Below are 24,105 nucleotides of genomic sequence, written 5' to 3'. Positions count from 1 at the left end.
CCTTGTGATCCGGATCACGGGATGAACCCCCACGCATGCCCTGACCGCAAGGAGATCACTCGATGCTGCCTTGGCGACGCCTGCTCCGCCCGCTGGCCGTCCTCACCCTCACCGCAGCCGCGCTCGTCGCCCCCACCGGCGCAGCGCAGGCCGCTTCCGCACCGAGCACCGGCTGGAACAACTGGTCCTGCAAACCGTCAGCCGCCCATCCCCGCCCCGTCGTTCTCGTGCACGGCACCTTCGGGAACTCCGTGGACAACTGGCTCGGACTCGCGCCGTACCTCGTCCACCGCGGGTACTGCGTCTACTCCCTCGACTACGGCCAACTGCCCGGTGTGCCCTTCTTCAACGGGCTCGGGCCCGTCGACAAGTCGGCCGGTCAGCTCGACGTCTTCGTCGACAAGGTGCTGGCGTCCACCGGAGCCGCGAAGACCGACATCATCGGCCACTCCCAGGGCGGCATGATGCCGCACTACTACCTCAAGTTCCTCGGCGGCGCCCCCAAGGTCAACGCGCTGATCGGGCTCGCCCCCGACAACCACGGGACCACCCTGAACGGACTCACCCAACTGCTCCCGTACTTCCCCGGCGCGGAGGACCTGATCAGCTCGGCGACCCCGGGCCTGGCCGACCAGATCGCCGGATCCCCCTTCCTCACCAAGCTGAACGCGGGCGGCGACACCGTCCCCGGGGTGAAGTACACGGTGATCGCGACCAAGTACGACGAGGTGGTCACCCCCTACCGGAGCGGGTTCCTCGACGGGCCGAACGTACACAATGTCGTCCTCCAGGACCTCTGCTTCCTGGACCTCTCCGAGCACGTAGCCATCGGCCTCACCGACCGGATCGCCTGGCACGAGGCGCTCAACGCCCTCGACCCGGCCCACGCCGAACAGACCACCTGCGCCTCGGTCTTCGACTGAGACCGCGGCGCGGCGGCCCGCTCGCGCGGGGGAAAGCCGGGGTCAGAAGCTGTGGCGGCTCCTCGCCGCGCGGCGGCGGGCGAGGGCGAACAGCACGGCCGCACCGACACCCAGGGCGCCGGCCCCGGCGATCGCGATCGCCGGGGTGGCGCTGTCGCCGCCCGTCTCCGCGAGGTTGCCGCCGGCGGGGGACTGCGACGTCACCGGGGAGGGCGCGCTCTCGCCGTTCGTCTTCGGGTCGTTGTCGCCGTGGCCGTTGTGCTCCACGGAGGACTTGCCCGCGCCGGCGGCGATCTGCCGGTCCGTCGGGGCCTGGGCGCTCGGCTTGGCACCGGGCTTGTCGCCGGGCTTCGCGCTCGGCTTGGTCTCCGTACCACCGGTGGCGGTGCCGGTGCCCGCACCCGCACCCGTGCCGGTGCCCGCGCCGCCACCGCTCTCCTGGCCGAACACCACGTCCGAGCAGGTGTAGAAGGCCTCCGGGCTGTCCGAGCGCTGCCAGATGCTGTAGATCAGGTGGCGTCCGCTCTTGCCGGGGACCGTCCCGGTGAAGACGTAGTCCCCGTTCCGCATCTCCGGGTCGGTGGCCTCGGCGAAAGGCGCGGGCTCCAGGTCCGACCACTTCAGCGGCTTCGCCGGGTCGTACCCGTCCTTGGTGATGTACAGCTCGAAGGAGCCCTTGTGCGGGGCGGTGCCCTTGTAGCGGAACGTGTGCGATCCGGCCGTCATCCGGCTCGCGGGCCAGTCGGCGCGCGGCAGGTCCAGGCCCTGGTACTTGTCGTTGCCGGCTGAGCACAGCTGGCCGTTCGGGATCAACGCCCGGTGGTTCCCGGCCGCGTTGGCGATGTTCACGGCGTTCCAGTCGTAGAACGCCTGCGCCCCGCTCGCCTTCACCGCAGCCTTGCACGCCGCCGACTTGGGGGCCTCCGGACCCTCCGCGTAGCACGCCGCCACCCGGCTGACCGGGTCCGTCATCGAACCGTGGGCGGCCGCCGGGGCGGCGCCGTACGAGGCCACCGCGAGCGGGGCGAGGACGACGGCGGCGATACGGGTCACGGTGTGGCGTGCGGGCATGGGTGGATCTCCTTCGGGCATGGCGAAGCCGGCGGCACAAGTCCTGGGGCGCGCCAACGGAGTCGGGCTGTGCGGCGCCGGCCCCCCGTGGGTTCCCGGCGCCGCCTCAGGCCCTCCCTGGCCCGCCCAAACTAACCGCCCCACCCCCACCCCCGACCGCATTCCCGCCCCAGAACCAGATCCTTAGGCTCCGTTTAAGGCAGCGGTAAGCACCCCCTCAGGAACGACGCCCCCACCGGCCTTGTGGCCCAGGCCTTCAACCCCTCAACCGTCCGTAGAAGTCCAAGAGAATCCGCTCCGCGCCGAGCCCGATGGCTCCCCATCTGGCTCCCCAGGAGGTGCCCGGTCTTCCATGCCGCCGGCAGTCTGGCCTGCCCGAGATTCTGGCGGCAGCGCGTTTCGGCTTGTTGCGCAGGAAGTCATGTCTGCCTCAGCCCGCCAGTCAGACACTCAACAGACCCCCGCTCCAACCATGGTCTGAGGGGCTGTCATTGGTCATTGCCGGCGACCACCGGCAACCCTCCGACGGGCCACAGACGGCCCAGGCCTGTCCCGAACGCGACTTCCGACGGCGGTCGGCACACGGCTCCGGAGGCCCCGTGCGTCTCACGCGTTTCGCCAGCTCAGGGGACCAGAGGCCGGTCGAGCGGTTGTGTCCGTCCACGGATAGGCCGTGGCCTTGGGATGATGATCCCGGTCACCCGCTTGGCTTCGCTTTGCCGTGAGGACCGCCCCCGGCTTCGTTGCTCGGCTGAGGGGGACGTATGCGGGCAACACCTCGGGACACACCAGATCACAGACCAATTCCCCGAATCACTCGGTCCCTTGGATAGACGGCGGCCATGATGACTTAGGGCTGTGATGGCCCGCGCCACTCCGGAACTGGTACGACCATCCGGCGCACCGGCGCACCGGCGCGACCTTCGGACGGAGGGGCTGCTTGTGGCTGACTCGATTGAGGATTGGTACGCCCAGTACGACCTACCGGGAGGCGACCTCACGAGGGCCCCGAACTACTACTACAGCGAAGATGACGACCCCGCCCGTACCCCAGCAGGAGGGTCACTCATCTACGGCACGCCCAAGCCGTACCGGGAAGACCCCCTCGACTGCGCTGCTTGTGGACACACGCATCCCGAGAACCTTGACGAACAAGGTCGCTGCCCCTTCTGCCGCTAACGACGAGACGTGCGCATCTCGAAGATGCTCACCCGCAGGAAATCGCCGTTTGCCCCACACGGATCGGCCAGGGCTACCACGATGTACGAACCACCGTGAGAGGCCACACATGACTACTCTTGCCAAGGGCGGCAACACACTCTTGTCCGCGGCGGTATGCCGCGTCACCGTCACCTCGCCGACAACGGGCATCGATGTCTCTGCTGTTCTGCTCGGGCCTGAAGGCAAGGTACGGAGCGATGACGATCTGGTCTTCTACAACCACTCATCGCAGAACGGGATCGAACTAGAGGGTCAGACGATTGTGGCAAATCTTGCCGCCGTACCCACGACGGTCGACCGCATCGCGGTCGTCGCCAGCATCGACCCAGAACTACGAGCCATTCACTTCGACGAGAGGAATACCCCCCAAGCCGTCATCGAGTGCGGAAGCATGCGGATCACCTTTGCGCCGCCGCCGCTCATGCACAGGGAGACGGTGACCATCCTCGTCGAGCTCTACCGACGCGCAGGTGACTGGAAGGCGAGAGCCGTCGGCCAGGGATGGGATACGGGGCTGGCGGGGCTGGCCTCCGACTTCGGCATCGTTGTGGATGACCCAGGACCGGCCGTGCTACCGGCCTCATCTACGACGCTCCCCACACGGACACGACACGCGCTCACTTCGCCACCGCCTCCCGCGTTCGAGCCACACGTTTCACCGGCGACGACATCGGTCCTGCCGCAGGCACCAGTCCGCCCCCTTGTCCCGCTGGGCACGGTCGCCCTCACCAAGGCTGGCCGGGCGACCATCAACATGCGCAAGGACGACCCGACCCTCACCGTGACTGCCACGCTTGAGTGGAACGGCGGAAGCGCGGCCCGACGCCAGGCCGGTGCCGACCTTGACCTGTACGCCCTCTACGTACCAGGAAGCCTGGTCACTCCGGCTGGCGAGCGGCCGAGTAAGTACGACCAGGTTGTCTATTACCGACAACTCGGATCCGCCATTGCGCCGCCCTATATCGCTTTGGACGGGGCTCCCGTGTGCCCGGCCGCGAGACGATCGCCATTTGCCGTCCAGACCTCCAGGGCTATGTTCTCTTGTGTGCCTACAGTGCGGTGGAGAACGGGACCGGTTCGTTCAAGTCCTACGGTGCCAGAGCGGTCGTCACCGACGGGCGAGGCTCCACCGTAACGGTGCCACTCTTCAACAATCGCAACCTGTCCTACTGGGTCGCCATTGCCTTGATTGACTTCACCGTCCCCGGTGGCGTCCAAATCCGCCATGCAGAGAAGTACAGCGGCAACCATGTCGAAGCCCGCCCGACGTTGTACTCGAATGGGAATTTCCGAATGAGCACCGGGAAAATCGAGTTCAAAACAAGATAGCCGGCGGCAGGCGCATTTCTTTCGCAGCCGAAAGCTCTGAGTTTGGGAATCACCGATCTTGAAGGCCCTGCAACCCCTGTGACCTGTGGAAGCAGATGTAGGAGGCAGGGCTTTCGCGTTGTTCAGCGCCCGGTGCTGTCCGCGGTTATCCGCCTTACCTGGCGCGCATCTGGCACGTTGAGCACCTCAGGTCGCCGCGGCTGGGGTGCGGGTGCTGGGCCCCGAGCTGCTCCCGACATTAATAATGCTGCATCACGCGACTGATGCAGCATTGGCGGAGGAGCCAGCGTAGGCCGACGGCAAGCGGCTACGACTGCTTGGTGTCATAGCTGAGGCGGGTGACCTTCCCGTTGCCCGCCTCGTCGCGCTGGGCGCCCATGGCCATGCCGGTGAGCCAGTCACCACCGCTGGTCTGCAACTTGAAGGTGAACCTGTAGTCCTGACGGGTCCCGACCGGCTGCTCCTCGACGCGAACCACCTTGAGGGTGGAGGCGATGATCGTGTTGTCCCGGGTGAGGGACTTGAAGAACGCGTCCTTCTCCGCCGGCGTGAGTTTGCCCGGGTAGGTCACGGCCGTGCCCTCGTTGTCGCGCTTGTCCCAGCCCGGCTCGCTCGTACTGCGCGGCGTGTAGATGAAGGTCTGGGTCCAGTAGGTCGCGTCGTCCGACATCCAGGTCCGGTACGTACCGTCCTGCGGGGTGCGCAGGGCCTCCAGGAGGTGGACGACCTGTATGCGCCCGGGGGCTTTCGCGTACAGGTCGGCCGACGGAGACGGCGAGGACGGCGACGCTGCGTCATGGGAGCTGGACTTGGCTTTGTCGCCGGGTTCCGTCTCCGTACAGCCGGTAAGTGCCAGTGAGGCCGCCATCAGAACGATCGCCGCAACCTTTGATCGCGTCGGCATCAGCACGCTGTCTCCGTCCTTGCTACGCAGCATTAGGTCCATACGGGGCAATCCTTTGCGATCTTATGCTCAAAGACATGCATGTTCCGGCAGTTTGCCTCGATCGGAGATCACCGCACGCCAGCCGCTCCCCACGCCGCGACAGGGCCCCTGACCGACTTTTCCGGTCGAGGGCCCTGTGCTGTCAGCCTTCTGATCCGTAGCTCTAGCAAGATTGGTCAGCCACGGTCATACCGGCCGCTTCGAAGCCCCGGGGAGGCGCTACCGGACGGTGACGGCTGCTGTGGTTGCGGTACTCGACTGCTGTACGCCTACACCGAGCGCACCCCAGCGCACTCCAAAGCTGCGATGGCCGTCCGACGGTTGCCCGGGTCCGAATCTTCAGTCGTGTGCGATCCCGAGGGCCTGGGCCACCGCATCGGGGTCGTCCTTGTCGACGGCATGCCGCACCCACGCGAGAAGCGGACCCCGGTCAGTGATCAGAATCGCCAGCTCCCGATGCCCATCGCCGTCCGGACCATGGTGCGCCCGCTTCACAGACGCCTCGTCGAGGATGCGATTGATCTCGCGTGTGCAGTGCGCCAGATCCTCATCATGGGAGTCGGTTGGTGCGCGAGTGGTGAGGAACGCGCTGGCTCTGCCACGACTGTTCGCGTCGACGACAACACAGTCGTACGTCGAACTTTTGAAGCACACGATCGTGCCTTTATCGGTGACAGTGAATTCCCTCTCGACTGGCCTGGCCATCCCTCATCTCCTCTTGCGTGAAGTTGCTGTCCTGGGCCGATGGCTCATGAGTAATCTTCAGCCTCGCGTGTGGCCTCGTGGCACGCCATCCAAGAGCGCCCATCCGACTGCCCTGGTCACAGCTGGAACGCTTGAACGCACTCGCGGTCGTCGGAGCGGCTTTCGCCGTGTCCTGCCCCGGCTGCGGTCGAGCAGGTCGAGCCGAGTGGCTGGCCCAGCCACAACCTGCCCCGCTGTCATCCCCACCACAAACCGGCCCGCACCCGCACGACCGGCCCCCGTCATCCCGGAGCCTGAGCGCCCCCGCCGGAGGAAAGGGCTCTGACCCGTTGATGCCGTGGCCCTTGGTCCGGTACAAGCGTCCGGGGCACCTCCCAGCCGCGCCAACAGACCTGGCAAACAGGCAACACGCTTCAAGGTGGTGAGCGGGTATCGGTCTTGCTCGACACGGGGCCCAGGCCGGGGAGGTTGCTCAAGGCGTGGAGCCGACCGCCCCAGCCACAAAGGGGTTCTCCCGCCCATCAACCCGAGCCGTAGGCGTGCGGACGGCGGCCGGGCTGGAGCGGGGCGCAGACAGGAGCGCAGGCCCGGGCGCCGGGCCGCGCGCGCCGCGCCTGCGCGGCGGGTGCCTTGGTTGAGAGGGGAAACTTCTACCAGCGGAGGCAGCGACGGTTTTCAAGACGGGTCCGCTTGCAGTTCCTATACAGGGCCTGACCTGCACAGGAAGCCCCGAGGGCGGTCCCTTCCATCAACCCTGGCCCGCACATGGCCCAGAGGGTGCCGTGCGGGCTGGAGCGTGGGGGTCGTAGGCCCGGAGTGTCTGGGAGCGAGGGGGGCGTGGCTGGGATCGGCGCTAGGGACAACCGGGTGCCTGGCTGGCGTCTTCCAGGGCGAGGAGCAGTGCGCGGCGCATCATGCGGTCAAGGTCCTCGGCGACGGCGGCCAAGTCGCGCGTGGCGCTCCCGTCGAGCCGCCGGAGGGGCGCAGTGCGGTGCTGGTCACCGTGTACTTCCGTGTTGCGCCACTGGTAGACAGCGAGGATCAGTGCCTCGATGTTCGCCCTGGTCGGCGTACCGAGTGCGGGGTCTCCTGTCAGCTTTCCGGCGGCGCCGGACGCGAGAGGCCTGGCCTTTTGAGGGCCGCTGTGGCCGGGGCGCTTGATGAACAGCGCCTCACCTGCCGTAACCAGGTTGAGGATTCTGTCCTGGACGAGACCTCGGGAGCCAGCGAGGACGACCTGTCGTGTGGCGGTGGACAGTGGACGGTCGGCAATGACGGCCGGGTGGGTAAGGTGCTGGTACGTGGTGCGGACCCGGTCGAGCGTCTCCTGGCCAGCCAGGACGGTCGGGCGGGACGGATCGGTTGGCCCGATCGGGGTGAGCGCCGCGGAGTAGCCCTGTCCGAGCGAATCGGTACGGATGCCGTAGCTGGTGGTGGTCGAGCCCCCGCAGATCAGGCGGATCGCGGCAAGCACCGCGGGAATCTCATCGGCGTAGGTCGGGAGCGGTGGAGCGGCAGGTGGCGTAGTGAGGTCGGTGTCGCCTGTCTGGAGCGGATGGGTGTGCTCGACGGTCAAAGCCCATTGGTTGAATCGGGAGACCAGCATCATCGTGGTGGTCATGTACTGGTCGATGGGGATGGCCGCACGCTGGACCGCAAGCGATATCTCAATGTCGGTCATCCTGCGCAGCACGACGCCCGCGGTGATCTGCTGGCCCTCGACGCTCTGGTCCCCGTCGAACCCGAGCAGGGGGGCAAAGTCGGTGAAAGTGACCGTTCCGGCGGCCAGAACAGCCTCAAGGCGCCTATATGCCGCATCGAAGGTCTCCTGTTCGAAGTCCCAGGAGCCATTGGCCATCACCAGGTCGTGCACCAGGGATCGAACCAGCTCAGCAAGTTCCCGTCGCCGGCCGGAGAAGTGGGTTCCAACCATGGTGTCGACACGGGATGCCAGGACGGGATGGTTCTGGATGACCGCGCGCAGCTGGCGCATTTCTTCCAGGTTTTCCACGTCTCTCCACCAAACTTCGAGGGCGAGCTTCCAGAACACCAGGAGGATGACGCAAGCGGTGAGGGAGGCCGCGCCCATGAGGGCGAAGCGCCGGCGGGCGCGCCGACGCCGTCCGATGAGTGCCACGACGAGCCCGACAGAGGGCGCGACCACCACGCCGCCCATACCCGCCCACAGCAGCACTCTGGTGACCCCTTCCCACAAGGGATCACGGTCGCGCGACTGGACGCCGATGAGCATGGAAAGCGCGAACGTCAAGGGAGAGGCCATCCACCACAGCGAAACCCAGGTGAGGGTGGATGCCTGAGTACGTCACGGTTGCGATGCCTAAGTCGAGAGCGGCGCTGCCCGGCGTTCTCGTGAGTCAACACCGTCACCTTGATCACTCGTTGGTGTTGGTGGTGCGAGCCCGCTGCATGGTGACCTTTCGATGCGCCCGAGCCGACCGGGCTCCCGTATAGACCGAGGCCCGTGGGGTGAGCTGGTGCCACGAACGGCTACTGAGGTGGCGGACCGACCCTCGCGTCGAGTCCTGGGGTTAGGTCGCTGCGTGGTCCCGCATGAGCTCGTGACCAGTACAAACACCCGATTGCTGGGAGGGGAAAGACCTTGATCTACTGCGGCATCGACTGGGCGGAACGCACTCACGACGTCGCCCTGGTCGACGACAGCGGCCAGTTATCGGCCAAGCGGCACATCACCGATGACGCCGTCGGCTACAAGATCCTGCTGGATTTACTCGCTGAGTACGGCGACACGGAGGAATCCCCGATCCCGGTCGCGATCGAGACATCCCGCGGCTTACTCGTGGCGGTGCTGCGGACCGGCAAGCGCCAGGTGTTCGCGATCAACCCGATGGCCGCCGCCCGCTACCGCGACCGGCACTCCGTCTCCCGCAAGAAGTCCGACCCGGGCGACGCCCTGGTCCTGGCCAACGTGCTGCGGACCGACATGCACGCCCACCGGCCGCTTCCCCAGGACAGCGACCTGGCCCGAGCCGTCGCCGTCCTCGCCCGCGCTCAGCAGGACGCGACCTGGAACCGCCAGCAGATCTCCAACCAGCTCCGATCCCTGCTGCGCGAGTACTACCCGGCCGCCCTCGCAGCCTTCGAACCCTGGAAGAACGGACTCTGCCGACCCGAGGCCCACCAGCTCCTCAAGCTGGCCCCGACGCCAGCCAAGGCCGCTCGGCGCACCCGTACGCAGTTGCAGGCCGCGCTCAAGCGGGCCGGTCGACAGCGGGGTATTGCCGCCGAGGCCGAGCGGCTCCGCGAGGTCTTCCGGGCTGATTGGGCCCAGCAGCCGCTGCTGGTCGAGGACGCACTCGGTAAGCAGATGCTCGCCCTCCTGGTCCAGCTGGAGGCCGCCTGCACGGCCGCCGACAACCTCGCCGAGGCAGTCGAAGAAGCGTTCCCTCAGCACCCGGACGCTGAGATTATTCTCAGCTTCCCCGGCCTCGGCACCCAGCTCGGCGCCCGGGTGCTCGCTGAGATCGGCGACGACCGGCAACGGTTCGCCGACGCCCGCGGGCTGAAGGCATACGCCGGCGCGTCGCCCATCACCCGAGCTTCTGGCAAGAAGTCGAGCATCACCCGCCGCTGGGTGAAGAACGACCGACTCAATCACGCCGGTTACCTCTGGGCGTTCTCCGCGATCACCGCCTCGCCCGGTGCCAAAGCCCACAACCGGCGACGACGCGACAATCACGCGGACTGGCACGCAGCCGCCCAGCGCAACCTCTTCAACCGCATGATCGGCCAGCCCTACCACTGCCTCCAGCAGGACCAGCGATACGACGAGGCCCTTGCCTTCCCAGCTCCGCCGGACGAGGTGGGCACTGCGGCCGCCTGACCAGAGACCGCCTAATGGCCTGAGGACCGCACCCAGGGAGCGAAGCGCTGATCGGGGCCCGCATCCTCGCGCCAGTACCGCAGGACGGTTTCCTGGACGATGTCGAGCCGCTCTGCGGCGATGAGGCACGAGACCGGCTCCTGCCCGCCTGCGTCGGCCTCGAAGGCGACCACGACGGGCGGCTTCGCGCCGAGCTGACGAGCTACCTTCAGGAGCTCGTCCGGCGTAGGTGCGCGGAAGGCCGGATCGTGAAAGGTGGACGGGCAGCTGGCGAAGACCGGATCGCCGAAGACCAGTTCCAGGCCGTGGTGGTAGGCAAGGTCGTGGCCAGCGGCGAGCCTGAGCTGTCCGCCGTCCCAGGCGACGACGTCCCAGTCCCACCAGGACCCTTCAGGGAGCTGGATCGCGGCATGCGCTCCTTCGCCATCCACCCGCAACCCCCTCATCCCGTTCGAACAGATCGAAAGGCTACACAGCGGTCATGAGCGGGTGACTTGACGAGCTAGGACCCTGAGGTGTCTCGACTGGAGCGGCGTTGTTGGAGGACATTTTCGAAGCGTACGGCGCCGGTCAGGTGAGCAGGGCGGTGAGGCCGGACTCCGTTCGGGCCTGGGCGGCCAGGCCGTCCAGGGCGCGGACGGCCTCGGTCGCGGCGGCCGGGTCGGCTTCGGCGAGGCCGCTGGCGGCGAACTCGTCCTCGTCGAGGCGGAGTACGGTGGCGCCGTCCGCCGAGACCCAGAGGTCGAGGTCCAGGTCCTCCACGAGGACGTCGCCGTCGCTCACCACGGCCGGGCGCGTGACATCGCAGTACCAGCCCTTGAGGACGCCCTCGCCGGTCCGGACCTCCTTGATCGCGTACCAGCGGCTCCGCCAGAAGTGCTCGGTGAACACGTCGCCCGGCTCGAAGCGCACGAAGCCGAAGTCCCGTACGCCGTCGGCGGCCCAGGGGGCGCGCACGGAGATCCGGTCGCCGGTGTCGGCGACCAGCGTGGCCGGGTAGCGGATCTTGGTGCGGCCGGCCTTGGTGAGGGTGACGGTCAGCCGGGTGGTCATCGCGTGGTCTCCAGTTTCTTCGCGTAGCGCGTCTCGGTCGCGCAGATCTCGTATCCGAACCATCTGTTGACGGCGAGCATCGGCTCGTTCCCGGCGTCGTTGCCGGTGAAGGCCTCCGTGCAGCCGGCCGCGAGGGCCCGGTGGAGGGAGTCGGTCTTGGCGAGCTTGGCCAGGCCGCGGCCCCGGTGGGCGCGCAGGGTGCCGGTCATGGCCGAGCCGTAGCGGCCCGCGCCGTCGGTGCAGGCGGCCGTGAAGGCGGCCACGGCGCCGTCGACGAGGACGACCGTGGTCAGCCGCTTGTCGAGCAGCGGGTCGTGCCAGACGGTCCGCAGCCAGTCCTCGTAGTCGTCGAGGTCCACCGGGAGGTCGCCCGGTTCGTCGGCCGACACCTCGGCGTCGGCCTCGTAGAGCGGGTGCGGGTCGCCGGAGAAGTCGGAGCCGGGGCGGAGCTCGACCCCGGCGGGCAGGGTGTCCGGGTACGGGGGCAGCGTGCCCGAGGCCAGGTCCAGGCGCAGGAAGTGCGCGGAGCGGCTGGGGCGGTAGCCGTGCCGCTCGGCGAAGGCGCGGTGGCCCGGCTCGTCCAGCACCCAGGCGTACACGTCCAGCGCGCCCTCGGCGGCCAGGTACTCCTCGGCCGCGCGCAGCAGGGCCGTCCCGGCGCCGAGGCCGCGGTGGGCGGGGTCCACGTACGCGTTGACGTACGAGTGGCCGGGCTCGGGGCTGTCGTAGGCGAGGCCCACCTGGGCGGTGCCGATGGCGAGGCCATGCTCGTTCTCGGCGACGAGGAGGCGGTGGCGCGCGGCCGGGTTGGCGGATTCGGCCTCGAAGGCCACCCCGGCGGTGGTGGTGATCAGGAAGGGCAGGGCGGCGCGGCGCACCCGTACGACGGACGCGGCGTCCCCGGGGTCGCCGGGACGGAGGTCGCGGATCGTTGCGGTCATGTGAGCGACCGTAGAGGCGGGGACGGGCGGGACGCCTGCGAATTTCGCGGGAGATGGGGAAGAATCAGCCGCGTGACCTCGACGAACCTGAAGATCCGGATTGACGGCTCGGCCGGCGCCGCCGCCCCGTACGAGCAGCTGCGCGCGCAGATCGCGGACGCGGCGCGGGCGGGGCGGCTGCCGGTGGGGTACAAGCTCCCGACGGTGCGGGGGCTCGCGGAGGAGCTGGGGCTGGCGGCGAACACGGTCGCGAAGGCGTACCGGGCGCTGGAGGGCGACGGGGTGATCGAGACGCGGGGGCGCAACGGCACCTTCGTCGCGGCGGCGGGGGACTCGGCCTCACGGGAGGCGGCCGCGGCCGCGCAGGCCTACGCGGAGCGGGCGCGGCGGCTGGGCCTGACCTTCGACGAGGCGACGGCGGCCGCGCTCGACGCCCTGCGCGCGCGGTACGGCGAGTAGTCCCCTGGTCAGGGGCGGGCGCCTCCCGAGTGGCGCCTCCCGGATGGCGCCTCGCGAGTGGCGCTCGCGAGTGGCGCCTCCCGGGTCAGGGCTTGTGCGGCTGGAGCCGCGCCTGGAGGTGGTGCCGCATCGGCTGTCCCATCGCCGCCATGTCCTGCGTGATCGTCAGCTCTCCGTCCTGGAAGGCGTACCGGCGCCGCATGGCGGTCACCTCCTTGGCCCGGGGCGTGCGCGCCACGGTGTCGGTCGCCATCTCGATCTCCGTCCCGGACACCTGGCCGACGTACGTCTCCACGATTCCGGTGGGGTGCGCGAGGACGACCTCCAGCGAGGCGTCCGGCATGATCCGCCACCACCCGCTCTCCCGGCCCGACGGGCGCAGCGCCGTCCCGGACTCGTCGATCAGCCACGCGCGCGATTCGTAGCGCAGGAACGGCCTACCGTCGTGGCTGAAAGTGATCTCCTGCTCGTACCGGAATCCCTGCTCCAGGGTCGGATACTCGCCGCGTCCGCGGCCGTGCCAGCGCCCCAGGAGGGGCAGCACCGGCCGCAGCTGCGGGTGCGGTTCGGGGCCCTCGCCGAGGATGTGGCTGTCGGGGTACGGATTCTCCTGCGCCGGCTCGGGCACGGTGCGCTCTCCTGTTCGGTATGCCCCCCGGGGGCGGTGGTGGGGGGCGGTGGTCGCGGTCGACGGGGGCCTTCGGCCGTGGCCCATTGTCGTCGGCGCCCGGCCCGGCCCGCGCGCTCCCCGCGCCCCCGCGCGCGCCGTCGCCTTCGCGCCACCGCCTACAGGTACAGCCCCGCCTCCGCGCCGTGCTGCCCCTGCGGAGGCAGCAGCGCCGCCGGGCCCGTACCGCGCCGCAGGGCGAAGAGTTCGGCCAGGGTCGCGCCCTCGCGGGACACCCCCTCGTCCGTACCCAGCCAGTCCACCGCCTCGCCGTGGGTCAGCCGGCCCACCTCGATGCGGGCCAGGCAGCGGCCGGGGCGGACCACCGCCGGGTGCAGCCGTTCCAGGTCCTCGTTGGTCGTGACCCCGACCAGGACGTTGCGGCCCTGGCCCAGCAGTCCGTCCGTCAGGTTGAGCAGCCGGGACAGCGCCTGGCCGGCCGTGTGGCGGGCCTCGCCGCGGATCAGCTCGTCGCAGTCCTCCAGGAGCAGCAGCCGCCACCGTCCCTTGGCCGTGCCCTCGTCCTCGCCGATCGCGATGTCCATCAGGTAGCCCACGTCGTTGAACAGCCGCTCCGGGTCCAGCACGCAGTCCACCTGGCACCAGTCCCGCCACGACCGCGCCAGCGTGCGCAGGGCGGAGGTCTTCCCCGTCCCCGGAGGCCCGTGCAGCAACAGCAGCCGGCCCGCGATGTCGTCCGGGGTGACCTTCATCAGCCGGTCCATCGCCCCGGCCACCGGCGCGGTGTAGTTGGGCCGGACCTCCGCCCAGGTGCCGGCCGCGATCTGCCGGGTCGTCCGGTACGGGCCGCGGCGCGGGGAGACGTACCAGAACCCCATCGTGACGTTCTCCGGCTGCGGTTCGGGCTCGTCCTGCGCCCCCTCCGTGGCCTTGCCGAGCACGTCGGCGGCGAGTTCGTCGCTGACCGCCGTCACCGTGACGTCCGCGCCCCGGCTCCAGCGCGAGACGAGCATCGTCCAGCCCTCGCCCTCGGCGAGCGTGGCGCTCCGGTCGCTGTCGCGCGCCGAGCGCAGCACGGTCGCTTCGGGCGGCAGCAGGGTCGCCTCCGCCTTCACCCGCTCGATCGTCACGCTGTGCGAGTACGGCTGCTCGCCGGACGCGAACCGGCCGAGGAACAGCGCGTCGACGACATCCGACGGTGAATCGCTGTCGTCGACGTTGAGCCGGATCGGCAGCGCGTGGTGTGGATCGTCTGCGGTGGCTGACATGGCGCCCATGATCCGGCACGAACTGCCCCCATGCACCCGTGTTTCGCTGGATCGGGTGCCCAAGTTCCCTCTTCAAACACCCCGGGAGTGAAGATTCGGGCCATAACTCTGCCCCGAACATTCTTGGCATGAACACTTCCAGCCAAGCGCGGCTGCTTGTACCACGGACTCAGGAGTAACCCCCACAAGGAGCCGTACACATGAGCAAGAAGATTCCGCGCCTCGCTGCCCTGACCTCCTCCCTCTTACTCGCCGCGGGCGCCGCCCTGTTCGGCGCCGGCCAGGCCTCCGCCGCCGCCCAGGCCGACTTCGGCTACGTCGCCCTCGGCGACTCGTACTCCTCCGGCGTCGGCGCCGGCAACTACGACAGCGGGAGCGGCGACTGCAAGCGCACCAGCCGCGCCTACCCGGCCCTGTGGGCCGCCGCGCACTCCCCGCAGACGTTCTCCTTCACCGCCTGCTCGGGTGCCCGTACGGGTGATGTGCTCGCCGGCCAGCTCGGCCCGCTGAACTCCGGCACCGACCTGGTCAGCATCACCGTCGGCGGCAACGACGCGGGATTCTCTGACGTCATGACGACCTGTGTGCTCCAGTCCGAATCCACCTGCGTAAGCCGCGTCAACCAGGCCAAGGCCTACGTGGACTCCACCCTGCCCGGCAAGCTCGACCAGGTCTACGCCGCCATCGACAGCCGCTCGCCCAACGCCCGGGTCGTCGTCGTCGGCTACCCCCGGTTCTACAAGCTGAACGGCACCTGCGTCGCCGGGCTGACCGAGGGTGAGCGCTCCGCCATCAACGGTGCCGCCGACTATCTGAACGCCGCCATCGCCAAACGGGCCGCCGACCACGGGTTCACCTTCGCCTCGGTCGCCGGTGCCTTCACCGGCCACGAGATCTGCTCCGGCAGCGCGTGGCTGCACAGCGTCAACTGGCTCAACATCGGGGAGTCGTACCACCCCACCGCCGCCGGACAGTCCGGCGGATACCTGCCGGTGTTCACCAACGCGGCCTGACCCAGGTCCGGGAGGCGGAGCGGCGGAGCCGCGGAGCGGCCTAAGCGCCGAACGGCCTAAGCGCCGAACGGTCCAAGCGCCGAACGGCCCAAGCGCCGAACGGCCTATCGGCCTAAGGGCTGGCCTCCGCGCTCGGCGCCGCGCTCGCCGTCGCGCCCGGTGAACCGGTCGTGCCGGGGGAGGAGGCCCCGCCCGTCGGGGTCTCCTCCTCGCACGTCACGGAGAACTCCAGCCACTCCGAGGCCGCCCGCGCCGGCGCCCGTACCTCCAGCCGGACCGCGTCCTCGAAGGTCGCGTCCGGGTGGTGGGTGAGCTCGCCGTGCTCCAACTGCCGGCTCTTGGGGCCGTCCGCCTCGAACGTGAGGGACTGCCAGCCGGGACCGGAGGTGACCCCGCCGCGGGTGGCCCAGCGGTACTCCAAGGCGGCCGGAACCCTGGTGAGCTCGACGGTCGCGGTGAAGGAGGGCGTGTCCGACGCGGGCGGCGGGCAGGTTCCGCGGTAGCTGTCGCGCACGGTGTGGACGTACACCGCCACCTGCTGCGCGGGCGCGCTCCCGGAGGCCGATGCCGACGCCGAAGCCGATGGGGTGGGCGGCGACGGCGAGGCCGAGGGGCTCGGCGAGACGGACGGCGAAGTGGTGGCCGCGCCCGTCGGGCCGGCGTCCCCGCCGCTGCCGCCGTCGCGCTCCCTCAGCAGCAGCCAGCCCAGCGCCGCCAGCGCCAGCAGCAGCACCACGATCCCGACGGTCAGCAGCAGCCCGGCCCGCCCCTGGCGCGGCGGCGGCCCGGAGGGGGGACGCTGCGAGGGAGCGGGCACCGGCACCCGCTCCGTGGGCGCGCCGCGCGGTGTGCCGTACGGGACCGCGCCCTGCCGGCCCGGCCGGTCGTGCCCGTGGCGGGCGGCGGCCGTCGGCGAGTCCGGCCCGGACACCGCCCCGCCCGTGGTCCGTACGTCCCCGCCCGCGCCGATGATCCGCAGCATCCGGGCCGCCTCCGCCGGCGACAGCCGCTCGGCGGGGTCCTTCCGCAGCAGCCCCTCCAGTACGGGCTCCAGCGGCCCGGCCCGGCGCGGCGGCGGCAACTCCTCGTCCACCACCGCGCGCAGCGTGGACAGCGGGGTGTCCTGCCGGAACGGGGAGACCCCCTCCACGGCCTGGTACAGCATCACCCCGAGCGACCACAGATCCGACTCGGGACCCGGATCGCGCCCCAACGCCCGCTCCGGCGCCAGGAATTCGGGGGAGCCGACCACCTCGCCGGTCATCGTGATCGCCGAGGACCCCTCCAGGCGCGCGATCCCGAAGTCGCTCAGCACCACCCGGCCGTCATTGGCGACCAGCACGTTGGCGGGCTTGACGTCCCGGTGCAGCACCCCCGCCTCGTGCGCGGAACGCAGGGCGGCCAGCACCTGCTCCCCGAAGTGCGCGGCCCGCTGCGGGGTGAGCGGTCCCTCGGCCTCCAGTACGTCGGCCAGTGAGAGCCCGCGCACCAGCTCCATCACGATCCAGGGCCGGCCGTCCTCGGTCGCCACGTCGTAGACCGTCACGACCCCGCGGTGCGAGATCCGGGCGGCCGCCCAGGCCTCCCGTTCGAGGCGCCGGTACATCCGGGCCACCTCGGCCGGATCCAGCCCGGCGGGCGCCCGCACCTCCTTGACCGCGACCTCGCGGCCCAGGACCTCGTCCCGGGCCCTCCACACGATGCCCATGCCGCCGCGGCCCAGCGGGCCCAGCAACCGGTACCGGCCGGCGATGACACGCCCGTCGTCACCCATGTCTTCCGTCACGCGAGACCCCCATGTGTGCCACCGGGCGATCACTCCAAGTTAGCGCAGAGCGGGCTTTCCGGCTCCTCCCGCGGCGCGGTTCGCCGTATCGCTCCCCGGAGCGCCGGATTTGTGCGGAGAGTAACGGGCGACTCCACTGAGTAATCGTCAACTACCCGTAGAAGCAGGGGTAATTCACACGCCCGGGATACCCGAGCGCGACGCCGGGGCGATAGGGTTACCCTGCCCGGGCCGGGTGCCCTCGTACGGGTGGGGAGAGACATGGAACAGATAGCATTGCGCAGCAGGCCGCCCCGCGTGCCTGCCATCACCTGCGGCAGCAGCGCGACCAGCTCGCGCCTCGACCGCCACCTCGCCGTGCTGGGCGGTCCCGCCGTCCCGCACCACGAGACGGCCGAGGCGACCCTGCTGATGCGCGAGCTCACCTCCCGCGACCACACGCACGTCCTGCGGAGCCGGAGCGCGCGCGTCGCGCTCTTCGCGCCGCTGCGGCGGCTGCGTCGCACGCTCTTCGGTAGCCGCCGCTCGTAACTGGCCCCGAAGTGCGGCCGGTTGACCGGTCGCGACCCGGCCCCTCGTCCCCTTTCCCCGGCGTACCTTCCGGCCTCAGGCGATCACACCGTCCCGGCGCAGTGCCGTGATCTGCGCGCCCGTCATCCCCAGGGCGCGCAGCAGGGCCTCGGTGTGTTCGCCGAGAGCGGGCACCGCGCCCATGCGCGGTGCCGCGCCGCCCGGCAGCCCGATCGGCGGAAGCAGCGCCCGCAGCGGTCCGGCCGGTGAACCCACCTCCCGCCAGCGGTCGCGCGCCGCCAGCTGCGGATGCCCCGCCAGCCGGGCCACCGAGTTCAGCCGCGCGCAGGCGATACCCGCCGCCTCCAGCCGCTCGACCGCCCGCTCCGCGTCCAGCCGGCCCAGCGCCTCGGCCACCGCGGCGTCGGTCTTCTCGCGGCCCCGGGTCCGTGCCGCGTTCGTCGCGTACGCCGGGTCGTCCGCCAACTCCGGGCGCTCCAGTACCTGTTCGGCGAGCCGGCGCCACTCCCGGTCGTTCTGCACCGACAGCAGCACCCGGTCCCCGTCCGCCGTCGGATAGGCGTCGTAGGGCGCGATCACCGCGTGCGCGAGACCCGTCCGTACGGGCTGCTCCCCGCCGTGCATCGTGTGGTGCAGCGGGTGTCCCATCCACTCGGCGAGCGCGTCCAGCATCGACACCTCCACGCGGCCGCCGCGCCCGGTGACCCCGCGCCGCAGCAGGGCCGCGAGCACGCCCGAGAAGGCGTACATGGCCGCCGCGATGTCCGCCGCCGGGATCCCCGCCTTGACGGGCTGCTCCGGGGTGCCGGTCACCGACACCAGCCCCGCCTCGCACTGCACGAGCATGTCGTAGGCGCGCTTGTGGGCGTACGGGCCCTGCGCGCCGTAGCCGGAGATGTCCACGGCGACCAGCCTCGGGTAGCGGGCGCACAGCGCGGCCGAGTCCAGTCCGAGCCGGGCGGCGGCCCCGTGCGCGAGGTTCTGCACGAAGACGTCGGCGCCGTCGAGCAGTCCGTGCAGGACCTCCCGGCCGCGCGGATCCTTCAGGTCGAGCGCGATCGACTCCTTGCCGCGGTTGCACCACACGAAGTGCGAGGCGAGGCCGTGCGCCGCGGTGTCGTAGGCGCGCGCGAAGTCGCCGCCGTCGGGACGCTCGACCTTGACCACCCTGGCCCCGAGGTCGGCGAGCTGGCGGGTGGCGAAGGGGGCCGAGACGGCCTGTTCGACGGCGACGACGGTGACACCGTCGAGCGGCAGCGGATCGGGAGCGGGGCCGGGAAGGGGGCCTGGAAGGCGGTCGGGGGCAGGTTCGGTAGCCATGGGCCCCTGCCTACTGGATCAGGCCCAGGACTGTCACCCGTATGCGGGGCGAACACCCCGCTGTTCGTAGCATTTGCGTGCTTATGTTACTCAGTCCCGGCCGCGCGCGAACCGGCGCGCGGTCAGCGGTACGAAGACGACCAGCAGCGCGAGGGACCAGACCACCGCCCCGGCCACGGGGTGCGCCGCCGGCCAGGCCGCGCCCGCCGCCGCCCCGGCGCCGGTGTTGCCGCACAGCTCGCGCACCGCCGACGCGACCGCGCTGATCGGGTTCCACTCGGCGACCGTGCGCAGCCACGACGGCATCCCGGCGGTCGGCAGATACGCGCTGGACAGCAGCGGCAGTACGAAGGTGGCGCTGCCGAGCTGGCCGGCCGCCTCCTCGCTCGCGCTGATCAGGCCCAGGTAGGTGCCCACCCAGGCCATGGCGAAGCGGAACAGCAGCAGCACACCGAAGGCGCCGACCGCGCCCGCCGCCCCGTTCTCGACGCGCCAGCCCATGGCCAGGCCGACCAGCATCAGCGGAACCGTCCCGACCGCCGTGGTCAGCAGGTCGGCCGCGGTCTGTCCGAGCGGCACGGCGCCACGGCTCATCGGCAGGGTCAGGAACCGGTCCATCACCCCGCGGTGGGCATCCTGCGCGGCGGTGAACATGCCGGTCATCAGCCCGCCGGCGGCGGTCGCGGCGAGCAGGCCGGGCACCAGGAACTCGCGGTACTCCGAGCCCGGCATGGCGAGCGCGCTGCCGAAGACGTAGCCGAAGAACAGCAGCATGGTGATCGGCATGGTCTGGGTGAGGACCAGCAGCGCCGGGGCGTGCCGGGCCTTCTGCAACTGGCGGGTGAGGACGGCGCCGCCGTCCGACAGCAGGGCGCTCATGCCGCGTGCTCCTCGATCTCGTGGGGCGCGTGGGGCGGGTGGGGCGCGTGGGGTTCGTTGGGCGTGCCGGGCTCGTCGGGCTCGTTGCGCTTGTTGGGCTGGGCGGCGGGCTCGTGGGCGGTGCGGACCTGGGTGAGGCGCAGGAACACCTCGTCGAGGGTGGGCGGCCGCAGGCTCGCGTCGGTCACCGCGACCCCGGCGGCGTCGAGGGCGCGGATGATCCGGGGCAGGGTGAGCCCGGCCTCCGGCACGGTGACGCCGACGGTGAGGCGCTCCTCGTCCAGTACGGGCCGCCCTCCGGTGAGCTGGTCGAGTACGACGGCGGCGCCCGCGAGGGCCTCGGGGGCGGCGACGGTGACCTCGGCGTGGGCGCCGATCCGGGCCTTGAGTTCGGCCGGGGTGCCGGTGGCGACGGCCCGCCCCCGGTCGGCCACCACGATGTCGTCGGCGAGCCGGTCGGCCTCCTCCAGGTACTGGGTGGTGAGCAGCACCGAGGTGCCCTCGTCCCCCTTGTCGACGAGTTCCCGCACGGCCTCCCAGATCTGGCCGCGGGCCGCCGGATCGAGGCCGGTGGTGGGCTCGTCGAGGAACAGCACCCGGGGGCGGGTGATCAGCCCGGCGGCCAGGTCGAGGCGCCGCCGCATGCCGCCCGACCAGGTGGCGGACACCCGGTCGGCGGCCTCGGTGAGTCCGAGCCGCTCCAGCAGCTCGTCGGCGCGGGCCCGCCCGGCGTGCCCGCGCAGTCCCGCGAGGCGGGCGAACAGGCGCAGGTTCTCCCGGCCGGTCAGATCCCCGTCCACCGAGGCGTACTGGCCGGTGACCCCGATGGCCCGGCGTACGAGGGCAGGGTCGCGGGTGACGTCGTGGCCCGCCACGAGGGCGCGGCCGCCGGTGGGCGCGGTGAGGGTGGTGAGGATCCGGACGGCGGTGGTCTTGCCCGCGCCGTTCGGGCCGAGGAGGCCGCAGACCGTTCCCTCGGGCACCGCCAGGTCCAGCCCGCGCAGGGCGTGGACCTCTCCGTAGCTCTTCTCCAGCCCCTCACTAAGTACAGCGTACGTAGTAGTCATGTGCGGCACCCTATCCGACTCCGTACGGTGTACGTAACTAGGATGGTGGCGATGGACGAGGTGATGAGCGATGACACCCAGCGGCCGCCCCGCTGAACCTGAAGTGATCTGGGCCCGCCCGCAGCGGGCCGGCCGTGGCCCCCGCCCCGCGCACAGCCGTGACTCGATCGCCGCCGAGGCGGTGCGGATCGCCGACGCGGAGGGGATCGAAGCCGTCTCCATGCGACGCGTCGCCGCCGCCGTCGGGGCCGGGACGATGTCCCTGTACAACTACGTACCGCGCAAGGAGGACCTGTACGAGCTGATGGTCGACGCGGTCAGCGGGGAGTACGCGTTCACGGCGCCGACCGGCGACTGGCGGTCGGACCTGCTCGGACTGGCCCGCCAGACCCGCGCGCTGATGACCCGGCACCCCTGGCTACCCCGGCTGCTCAGCCCCGTGTACGGGTTCGGCCCGAACGCCCTGCGCTACCTGGAGCACAGCCTGGCCTGCCTGACACCCCTCGACGTGCCGGACGGCGAGAAGCTGGAGCTCGTCGCCGCCGTCAACGGCACGGTCGCGACGTTCGTGGCGGCCGAGCTGGCGCTGGCCGAGCGGACCCGGTCCCTGCCGTGGAGCGAGGCCGCCGAACAGGGCGTACGGATGGCCTGGCTGGGCACCCGGCTGGCGACGGGGGAGTACCCCTTGCTGGCCGCCGCGCTCACCGGGGGGCATCCGGTGGCCGAGGCGGAGTCCGACATGGGCGCGGTCTTCGACCGCTCCGTGTCCCGGCTGCTCGGGGCGTGGGAGCCGGCGTAGTCCGGAATCGGCCGCGGGGCCGTGTCAGAGCAGTGCGAACTGCCCGCCCGGGCCCTCCTCCTGGTGGTCCAGCACGGAGGCCGGCCGCCGGGCCCAGCGCGGCGCCGGCAGCACCCCGGCCGCGCGCAGCTCGTCGGCGGTCAGCGACGGCCCCGCACGGAACGCCGCCCGCTCCGGGGCGAGATCGGCCAGCAGCGCCAGGGTCGTGACCAGGGCCAGCAGCTCCGAGGTCCAGGCCTGCGGCCACTCGGCGGGGCCCAGCGCCTCCAGTCCGTCGACATCGGGCGCGCGGTGCGCGTGGCGGGCGGCGAACCAGGCCGCCAGCACCCGGGTCCCGTTCGCCTCGTACGCCCAGGCGCCCGCCGGGACGGGGGAGATGGTTCCGCTCCCCAGGCTCAGCGTCTCGGTCTCCGGGTCGTACGCGAGTTCGCGCGGCCACGCCGGCGGCGCGGAGCGGACGTAGGGCCGGCGCCCGCCGGGCAGCCGGGGCGGCTCACCGCCGCGGGCCCCGCGCAGCTGGACGGTGAGCAGCCGGTGTCCCAGCTCCAGGCCCGCCCGCCAGCGCTCCGGATCGGCGGCGAGCGGGACCTCGTACCCCCGCGGCCCGGGGCGCCCCGCGGCGAGGATCCAGCACAGCACGTCCTGCGGGGTGACACAGCTGCCGTACCGCTCGCCCAGCAGCGGCAGCAGGCCGGGCGCGAGATTGGGTTCGGCGCCGCCGGGGCGCCGGTGCAGGGGGCGGATCCGGCCGAGCCGGCCGGCCGGGAGGTGCGCGGTGACCAGCAGATCCGGGGTCTCGACGGCGAACAGCTGATGCTCGTCCCGGACCCGCCACAGCTCCGGCCGGGCCAGGTCGATGAGCCGCTGGTCGGGGATCAGCCACTGCTCGTCGAAGGGCTCGCGCAGCACCCGTACCGGATCGGGGAACGGGCCGGGCGCGTCCGTGAACCGGGCCGTCGAGCCGGCGCGCCGGCCGGGCAGCGCGGCCGCGCCGGCGGTGGGCCTACGGGTCCTGGTGGGGCGGAACAGCCGCTCCCGCTCGGGTCCTTCGGCGCCGGTCAGGGCCGTCCAGCGGGCCCGCAGGGTCGCGGCGTCGGGCGCCGCGACCCAGGTCCGGCCCAGGCGCAGCCCGCCCACGGTCCAGGGCATCAGATCGTCCAGCAGCGGGTCCGGCAGCGGTACGTCAGCGCTCACCCGGCCGATGGTAGCGACGGGACCTGACGGCCGGGCCCGGTCCAGGCCGAAGCGCTACGCTCCTTATATAGGGGTATGCGCCGATCGTGCGTTCCGACTGAGGAGACGGTCATGAGTCAGTACGACGAATACACGACTCCGTCCCAGGCCGAGGGTGAGCGGCTCGACGAGGACATGGACGAGACCGAGAAGAAGCAGCGGCACCCCCAGACGACGCGGACCACACCGTCCCAGGCCGAGGGTGAGCGCGGCGCGGACGACGAGGAGAAGAGCTGATCGGGCGATCGGGCGACAGGCGATCAGGTCGGGCGATCGGGTGATCGGGCGATCGGTGGTCAGTGCGCGTCGACCGTCACCGTGAAGGAGAAGCGGTCGCCGCGGTACCGGATCCGCGCCACGTCCACCACTCGGCCGCCCTCGTCGTACGTGACGCCCGTGTAGTGCAGGATCGGGCTGAGGAGCGGCACCTGGAGCAGCTCGGCCGTCGCCGGGTCGGCGAGCCGCGCCTCGACCGTGTCGGTGATCCGGCTGATCTTGACGCCCGCGATGTCACGTATCACCTTGGTCATCGGCCAGCGCGCCAGATCGGCCAGGTCGATGGCCGCCGCCAGTTCCGGGCGCACCGCGTTCTCCACCCAGTTGGTCGGCTCGCCGCTCTCGCTGTCGTGGCGCAGCCGCCGGTACGTGACCACCTCGGGCGTGTCCGGGAAGTGCTCCAGCAGCTCCCCGGACACGGGCGTCCGCTCGTGGCCGAGAATCGTCGTACGGTCGCCCGACTGCTGGGCCACGATCGCGTCGACGGAACCCAGCAGCCGGACCGGGGCCCCGCGCATCGCGCCCGGTTCGATGAAGGTGCCGCGCCGCCGGTGCCGGCTGATCAGCCCCTCGCCCTCCAGCTCCTTGAGCGCCTGCCGCATGGTCAGCACGCTCACCCCGTAGTGCCCGGCCAGCTGCTCCTCGGTGGGCAGGCGCAGCGACGCGTCCGGGGTGCGCCCCAGTATCGAGGCGCGCAACGACTGTGACACCTGGTACCAGAGCGGCAGCTTCCGGTTGAGCACCAGCGAGTCGGGGGCGAAGGCGGTCACGGGTGGTTCTCCGTACGGCTGGGCT

23 protein-coding genes are annotated in these 24,105 nt (G+C 71.0%); 8 read left to right on the top strand and 15 right to left on the bottom strand.

Annotation, left to right across the window (positions count from 1 at the left end; genetic code table 11):
* Positions 1-62: 62 nt before the first annotated feature.
* On the top strand, positions 63-923 hold the full coding sequence (locus MTF65_RS20685; RefSeq protein WP_243630358.1) for a triacylglycerol lipase: 861 nt from the start codon (positions 63-65) through the stop codon (positions 921-923).
* 42 nt (positions 924-965) lie between these two features.
* Here the strand turns inward: MTF65_RS20685 and MTF65_RS20680 are convergent, their stop codons facing one another.
* Positions 966-1,994: a lytic polysaccharide monooxygenase gene (locus tag MTF65_RS20680; RefSeq protein WP_243630356.1), complete on the bottom strand. Its 1,029-nt coding sequence runs from the start codon at positions 1,992-1,994 to the stop codon at positions 966-968.
* Between the two features lie 1,288 nt (positions 1,995-3,282).
* Here MTF65_RS20680 and MTF65_RS20675 point away from each other — a divergent pair.
* Positions 3,283-4,350 (top strand): TerD family protein, encoded by a 1,068-nt coding sequence (locus MTF65_RS20675; RefSeq protein WP_243630354.1) that lies wholly within the window; start codon positions 3,283-3,285, stop codon positions 4,348-4,350.
* 501 nt (positions 4,351-4,851) lie between these two features.
* Here MTF65_RS20675 and MTF65_RS20670 read toward each other — a convergent pair.
* The 3 genes from MTF65_RS20670 to MTF65_RS20660 form a co-directional block, all read right to left on the bottom strand.
* On the bottom strand, positions 4,852-5,448 hold the full coding sequence (locus MTF65_RS20670; protein WP_243630353.1) for a hypothetical protein: 597 nt from the start codon (positions 5,446-5,448) through the stop codon (positions 4,852-4,854).
* Between the two features lie 381 nt (positions 5,449-5,829).
* On the bottom strand, positions 5,830-6,195 hold the full coding sequence (locus MTF65_RS20665; protein ID WP_243630349.1) for a hypothetical protein: 366 nt from the start codon (positions 6,193-6,195) through the stop codon (positions 5,830-5,832).
* Between the two features lie 853 nt (positions 6,196-7,048).
* The gene (locus MTF65_RS20660) at positions 7,049-8,476 is read right to left on the bottom strand and encodes a hypothetical protein (RefSeq protein ID WP_243630348.1); all 1,428 of its coding nucleotides are present in this window, start codon (positions 8,474-8,476) and stop codon (positions 7,049-7,051) included.
* Between the two features lie 339 nt (positions 8,477-8,815).
* Between MTF65_RS20660 and MTF65_RS20655 the strand changes: the two genes are divergently transcribed.
* Complete coding sequence (locus MTF65_RS20655; protein WP_243630347.1) at positions 8,816-10,057, top strand: IS110 family transposase; 1,242 nt, start codon at positions 8,816-8,818, stop codon at positions 10,055-10,057.
* An 11-nt stretch (positions 10,058-10,068) separates the two neighbouring features.
* Here the strand turns inward: MTF65_RS20655 and MTF65_RS20650 are convergent, their stop codons facing one another.
* From MTF65_RS20650 to MTF65_RS20640, 3 genes are all read right to left on the bottom strand, one after another.
* On the bottom strand, positions 10,069-10,488 hold the full coding sequence (locus MTF65_RS20650; RefSeq protein ID WP_243630345.1) for a hypothetical protein: 420 nt from the start codon (positions 10,486-10,488) through the stop codon (positions 10,069-10,071).
* Between the two features lie 139 nt (positions 10,489-10,627).
* The gene (locus tag MTF65_RS20645; protein WP_243630344.1) at positions 10,628-11,110 is read right to left on the bottom strand and encodes a DUF402 domain-containing protein; all 483 of its coding nucleotides are present in this window, start codon (positions 11,108-11,110) and stop codon (positions 10,628-10,630) included.
* Positions 11,107-12,051, bottom strand: coding sequence for a GNAT family N-acetyltransferase (locus tag MTF65_RS20640; RefSeq protein ID WP_243630342.1), 945 nt, complete (start codon positions 12,049-12,051; stop codon positions 11,107-11,109). The genes MTF65_RS20645 and MTF65_RS20640 overlap by 4 nt, the downstream gene beginning before the upstream one ends.
* Before the next feature lie 72 nt (positions 12,052-12,123).
* On the opposite strand from MTF65_RS20640, the gene MTF65_RS20635 reads away from it, so the two are divergent.
* Positions 12,124-12,510: a GntR family transcriptional regulator gene (locus MTF65_RS20635; RefSeq protein ID WP_243630340.1), complete on the top strand. Its 387-nt coding sequence runs from the start codon at positions 12,124-12,126 to the stop codon at positions 12,508-12,510.
* 85 nt (positions 12,511-12,595) lie between these two features.
* On the opposite strand, the gene MTF65_RS20630 is transcribed toward MTF65_RS20635, so the two are convergent.
* Both MTF65_RS20630 and MTF65_RS20625 read right to left on the bottom strand, forming a co-directional pair.
* Entirely contained in the window at positions 12,596-13,138 is a 543-nt protein-coding gene (locus MTF65_RS20630; RefSeq protein WP_243630338.1) for an FABP family protein, read from the bottom strand.
* A gap of 158 nt (positions 13,139-13,296) precedes the next feature.
* Positions 13,297-14,415: a DUF5925 domain-containing protein gene (locus MTF65_RS20625; protein WP_243630337.1), complete on the bottom strand. Its 1,119-nt coding sequence runs from the start codon at positions 14,413-14,415 to the stop codon at positions 13,297-13,299.
* Positions 14,416-14,606: 191 nt separating this feature from the next.
* Here MTF65_RS20625 and MTF65_RS20620 point away from each other — a divergent pair, with 191 nt between their 5' ends.
* Positions 14,607-15,419: an SGNH/GDSL hydrolase family protein gene (locus MTF65_RS20620; protein ID WP_243630334.1), complete on the top strand. Its 813-nt coding sequence runs from the start codon at positions 14,607-14,609 to the stop codon at positions 15,417-15,419.
* Between the two features lie 112 nt (positions 15,420-15,531).
* On the opposite strand, the gene MTF65_RS20615 is transcribed toward MTF65_RS20620, so the two are convergent.
* Positions 15,532-17,193, bottom strand: coding sequence for a serine/threonine-protein kinase (locus MTF65_RS20615; RefSeq protein ID WP_243630438.1), 1,662 nt, complete (start codon positions 17,191-17,193; stop codon positions 15,532-15,534).
* 273 nt (positions 17,194-17,466) lie between these two features.
* Here MTF65_RS20615 and MTF65_RS20610 point away from each other — a divergent pair, with 273 nt between their 5' ends.
* A complete protein-coding gene (locus tag MTF65_RS20610) occupies positions 17,467-17,736 on the top strand; it encodes a hypothetical protein (protein ID WP_243630332.1) in 270 nt (89 codons plus the stop codon).
* A 75-nt stretch (positions 17,737-17,811) separates the two neighbouring features.
* On the opposite strand, the gene MTF65_RS20605 is transcribed toward MTF65_RS20610, so the two are convergent.
* The 3 genes from MTF65_RS20605 to MTF65_RS20595 form a co-directional block, all read right to left on the bottom strand.
* Complete coding sequence (locus tag MTF65_RS20605; protein ID WP_243630331.1) at positions 17,812-19,056, bottom strand: CaiB/BaiF CoA-transferase family protein; 1,245 nt, start codon at positions 19,054-19,056, stop codon at positions 17,812-17,814.
* Positions 19,057-19,146: 90 nt separating this feature from the next.
* A complete protein-coding gene (locus tag MTF65_RS20600) occupies positions 19,147-19,935 on the bottom strand; it encodes an ABC transporter permease (protein ID WP_243630329.1) in 789 nt (262 codons plus the stop codon).
* Positions 19,932-21,002 (bottom strand): ATP-binding cassette domain-containing protein, encoded by a 1,071-nt coding sequence (locus tag MTF65_RS20595; protein WP_243630328.1) that lies wholly within the window; start codon positions 21,000-21,002, stop codon positions 19,932-19,934. The genes MTF65_RS20600 and MTF65_RS20595 overlap by 4 nt, the downstream gene beginning before the upstream one ends.
* 70 nt (positions 21,003-21,072) lie before the next feature.
* On the opposite strand from MTF65_RS20595, the gene MTF65_RS20590 reads away from it, so the two are divergent.
* Positions 21,073-21,801, top strand: coding sequence for a TetR/AcrR family transcriptional regulator C-terminal domain-containing protein (locus tag MTF65_RS20590; RefSeq protein WP_243630327.1), 729 nt, complete (start codon positions 21,073-21,075; stop codon positions 21,799-21,801).
* Positions 21,802-21,825: 24 nt separating this feature from the next.
* On the opposite strand, the gene MTF65_RS20585 is transcribed toward MTF65_RS20590, so the two are convergent.
* Entirely contained in the window at positions 21,826-22,950 is a 1,125-nt protein-coding gene (locus MTF65_RS20585; protein ID WP_243630437.1) for a type ISP restriction/modification enzyme, read from the bottom strand.
* A 156-nt stretch (positions 22,951-23,106) separates the two neighbouring features.
* Here MTF65_RS20585 and MTF65_RS20580 point away from each other — a divergent pair, with 156 nt between their 5' ends.
* Positions 23,107-23,271, top strand: a complete 165-nt coding sequence (locus tag MTF65_RS20580) for a hypothetical protein (RefSeq protein WP_243630326.1) — start codon at positions 23,107-23,109, stop codon at positions 23,269-23,271.
* Between the two features lie 59 nt (positions 23,272-23,330).
* Here MTF65_RS20580 and MTF65_RS20575 read toward each other — a convergent pair whose 3' ends face one another.
* Complete coding sequence (locus tag MTF65_RS20575) at positions 23,331-24,080, bottom strand: GntR family transcriptional regulator (RefSeq protein WP_243630325.1); 750 nt, start codon at positions 24,078-24,080, stop codon at positions 23,331-23,333.
* Between the last annotated feature and the right edge of the window lie 25 nt (positions 24,081-24,105).

This window comes from Streptomyces sp. APSN-46.1, assembly GCF_022815725.1.
Taxonomy (GTDB): Bacteria; Actinomycetota; Actinomycetes; order Streptomycetales; family Streptomycetaceae; genus Streptomyces.
Note: the sequence above shows the minus strand (reverse complement) of the source record. Positions and strands in the feature narration are given on the sequence as shown.